Source organism: Nocardia noduli (assembly GCF_019038455.1).
GTDB lineage: Bacteria > Actinomycetota > Actinomycetes > Mycobacteriales > Mycobacteriaceae > Nocardia > Nocardia noduli.
This window is the reverse complement of sequence record NZ_JAFMPL010000205.1, coordinates 1-3,795: the sequence shown is the minus strand read 5'-3', so window position 1 is coordinate 3,795 and position 3,795 is coordinate 1. Positions and strand designations below refer to the sequence as shown.

At 70.9% G+C, this 3,795-nt stretch carries 2 protein-coding genes; one reads left to right on the top strand and one right to left on the bottom strand.

Annotation, left to right across the window (positions count from 1 at the left end):
• Positions 1-1,651: Hsp70 family protein (locus JZ792_RS40830; protein WP_216918305.1), on the bottom strand; the 1,651-nt coding region annotated here is incomplete at its 3' end.
• Positions 1,652-1,946: 295 nt separating this feature from the next.
• On the opposite strand from JZ792_RS40830, the gene JZ792_RS40825 reads away from it, so the two are divergent.
• Positions 1,947-3,795 (top strand): IniB N-terminal domain-containing protein (locus tag JZ792_RS40825; protein WP_216918304.1); only part of this gene is annotated, 1,849 nt, incomplete at its 3' end.

Here is a 3,795-nt window from a genome sequence, read left to right as displayed (position 1 = left end):
GTTGTTGCGGCGCGGGCTGGGGCGCTTGCGCCTGCTGCGGCGTTCCGTTCTCGGGGGTCGCCGCGGTCGCCGGGCCGCCCGCGGGGGCGGGTCCGGCCTGGGCGGGAGCGCTCTGACCGTTCACGACGCCGACCGTGCTGCTACCGGGGGACGCGCCCGTGGTGGATCCCGTTCCGCCCGCCGGATTGCCCGCCTGCGGCGCACCGGGAGTGGCCGGATTCGCCGCGGGCTGCGCGGGCGCGGTTCCGTCGGTGCTCGAGGTCGTGTTCGCGGACGCCTGTTCACCGGGCGTCACCTGTTGCTGCTGGGTGGACGCGGGCTGATTCGGGCTTCCGGGGAGACCGGTGCCGATCGCGAGCGTGCCGGCGCCGATCAGACCCATGACCAGCGCGGCGCCCGCGACGATCGCGACACGTCGCCTGGTGGTCATCCCCGTGGCCGGTGGCGCGACGGGCAGTGCGTCGGCTTGGAGATCGGTGGCGGGCCGGGCGGCCGTGACCGCGGCGGGCAATGCGTCGGTGGGGGTGTCGGCGACGAAGCCGTGCGGGGTGGTCGCCACCTCGGCGGTGAGCAGGTCGGTCGCCAGGGCGGCCGCGCCGCGCGCGCTCGTCTGCGCGGGGTCGGGCGCGGCGACCACCGGAAGGCCGAACTCGGTGGAGATCAACTCGGCGACCAGGGGGATCGAACTGCCGCCGCCGGTGAGCAGCACCCGGCCGATATCGCCGATACCGAGTCCGGTGCGGTGGACCGCGTCACGGATCAGATCCAGCGAGACCAGCAGTGGCGCCCGCAGTAGTTCCTCCAGTTCGTCGCGGACGAGACGGATCCGCTGGCCGCCGGGAACGGTGGGATCCAGTCCGACCGTAACAACGGTCGCAGTATTTATGGAAAGCGCTTCTTTCGCTTTCCGGCAGTCGGTGCGTAAACCCGACAATTCCCTTTCGATCACCGGGTCGAACGGGTCGAATTCATTTCCCTGCCGCGCATTAGCCAGAATGTAGCGCATCACCAGCAGGTCGAATTCGGCACCGGCGATGTCGGTTGTTCGCAGGGGAGTAGCGAGCGGACCGGCGTGCGCTCCGGTGCGCATCACCGAGATCGTGAGCCCGGTCGCGCCGAGGTCGTAGACGACGACAGCGCCGTCGTCGAGTCGTCCGTGCGCGGCCTCCAACCAACCCATCGCCGCGGTCGGCTCCGGGATCAGGGTCACCTCGGGCAGGTCGGCGGCGAGGAGCGCGCCGCGTTGCACGTCCACCGTGTGACGCGACCACCAGGCGGGATGGCAGACGATCACCGCTTCCGGCGCTTGTGCTGTCGCCGTGGCTGTTTCGTCGACCAGGCAGCGCACGGCGGTGGCGACCAGTGCGGCCGCGGAATGGGTGGAACCGTCCTCGGCGAGCAGATCGACCGGATCGCCGACGCGATCGAGGAACCCTTCGAACACGATGTCGTTCGAATGTCGACTGCTCGGACCCGCCGCCGTCCCGAAAACAGGGCCGGAATCGGCGCCGAGGCGCAGCACGCTGGGATGGGTCAGGACGGTGCCCCCGTAGGCGGGGCCGACGTCGACATCGTCGACGGTCCCCGATGTCGCCACGGCGACCGAATTCAACGCCCCGACAGTGATGCCGAGCGCCAGACGCTCTGTCATTCGTGAACCTCGCTCGAGAATTCAGTGGGTCCGATGGTCGCTGCTGTGTTGTCCCTGCACGAACGCCGAGTGTCGCGCCGACGCATCAGATCTGTCGGTTGCTGGTTGAGAACCGTTACCGACGGCCGGGGAAAGACGGGGAAATTCCCCTAATCCGGCGACGGCCCCTAATGGGTTGCCGAGGTGAGCCATAGGGGTGAACCCCGTTTCTCGTAACGAGTTCGGTCCCTAACGTGAAATGTATTCCAACTGCCGCGGATGGAAGCGGTCCGCCGATCCCAGGAGACGATTCCAGATGACACCCAATGCGATTCTCGAGTTCATCCTCGGCCTTTTGCGCGACCGTGAAGCGGCGCTCGGCTACTGCGCCAACCCCGAGCAGGCCCTCGTCGCCGCCGGACTCGCGGCCGTGACACCGGAAGACATCGCCGCCGTCGCCCCGATGGTAGCCGAATCCGCGCTGGTCGCCGGCGGTTCCCAACTGTCCGCGATCGTCGCGGCGGGCGGGAACGCCGCCGCTGCCACCGCGGTCACGGCCGGTGCCGTCGCCGCGGCCGACGCCGGAATCGGACTCGGCGCCGACGCGCAGACCGGCGCCGACATCAGCCTGAACGGAGACACCGGTCTCGACCTCGATCTCGGCGTCGGCCTCGACTCGGCCATCGACGCGGGTCTGCAGGTGGGCGCGGGAATCGGCGCCGGGATCGACGCGGGTCTGAACGCACTCGCCGACCTGACCACGACCATCGGCGGCGCGCTCGGTCTCGGCGGATCGACCGGCGCCGACGTCGATCTGGACCTCGATGCCGGACTGGGCGGTGCACTGGACGGCGCGGCGGGTCTCGGTGCTGGTCTCGGCGGTGCGCTCGGTGCCGGTGCTGGTCTCGGTGGCGCGCTCGACGGAACCGGCGGCGCGGTGGCCGACCTCGGCGCCGGTCTCGACGGCGCACTGGGTGGTGCCCTCGGTGCCGCCACCGGTCTCGGTGTGGGGCTGAACGGTGCCATCGATGGTGTGGCAGGTGCTGCCGCCGGTCTGGGTGTGGGTCTGACCGGTGCGCTCGGTGGTGCGGCAGATGCTGCGGCCGGTCTGGGTGTGGGACTCAATGGTGCGCTCGGTGGTGCGGCAGATGCTGCGGCCGGTCTCGGGGTAGGGCTGAACGGTGCGCTCGGTGGTGCGGCGGACGCTGCGGCCGGTCTCGGGGTAGGGCTGAACGGTGCACTCGGTGGTGCGGCGGACGCTGCGGCCGGTCTCGGGGTAGGGCTGAACGGTGCACTCGGTGGTGCGGCCGGTCTCGGCACGGGGCTCGACGGAGCTCTGAACGGAGTCGTAGGCGCCGCAGGTGATTTGGGTGCCGACTTGAACGGTGCGCTCGGTGCGGGCGCGGGTCTGAACGGTGCTCTCGACAGCACCGTCGGCGCGGCAGCCGACCTGGGTGCAGGCCTCGGCGGTGCATTGAACGGCGCGGTAGACGCGGGCGCCGGTCTCGGTGGTGCGGCAGGAGTTGTCGGTGATGTGGGTGCGGGCCTGGGCGGCGCCCTGGATGGCACGGTCGGCGCGATCGGTGACGTGGGCGCGGATCTCGGCGGCGCGTTGAATGGTGCGCTCGGTGCCGGAGGTGCGCTCGGTGGCGCGGTGGGCGCCGTCGGTGACGTGGGTGCGGATCTGGGTGGTGTCCTCGGAGGTGCGGTGGGTGCCGGCGCCGATGTCGGCGCGGATCTGGGTGGTGCGCTCGATGGCGCGGCCGGTCTTGGTGCGAACCTCGGCGGTGCGCTCGGCGCAGGTGCGGGTCTCGGCGGCGCGCTCGACAGCACCGGCGCTGTGGGGGCCGACCTGGCTGCCGGCCTCGGAGGTGCGGTGGACGGCGCGGCCGGTGTCGGTGCGGAATTGGACGGCGCACTGGGCAGCACGGTCGGTGCGGTCACCGACCTGGATGCCGACATAGACGGAGCGTTGAACGGATCACTGGGAGCCGCTTCCGAGGTGGGAGCACGTCTGAACGGCGCCCTCGGTGGCGCGGTCGAGGCTGGTGCCGGTCTGGAGGGTGCCCTCGGCGGTGCTGCCGGTGCAGGTGCGGGGTTGGGTGGAGCCGTGGCCGGCACGGTCGGTGCGGTCACCGACGTAGGTGTTGGTCTCGGTGTCGGAC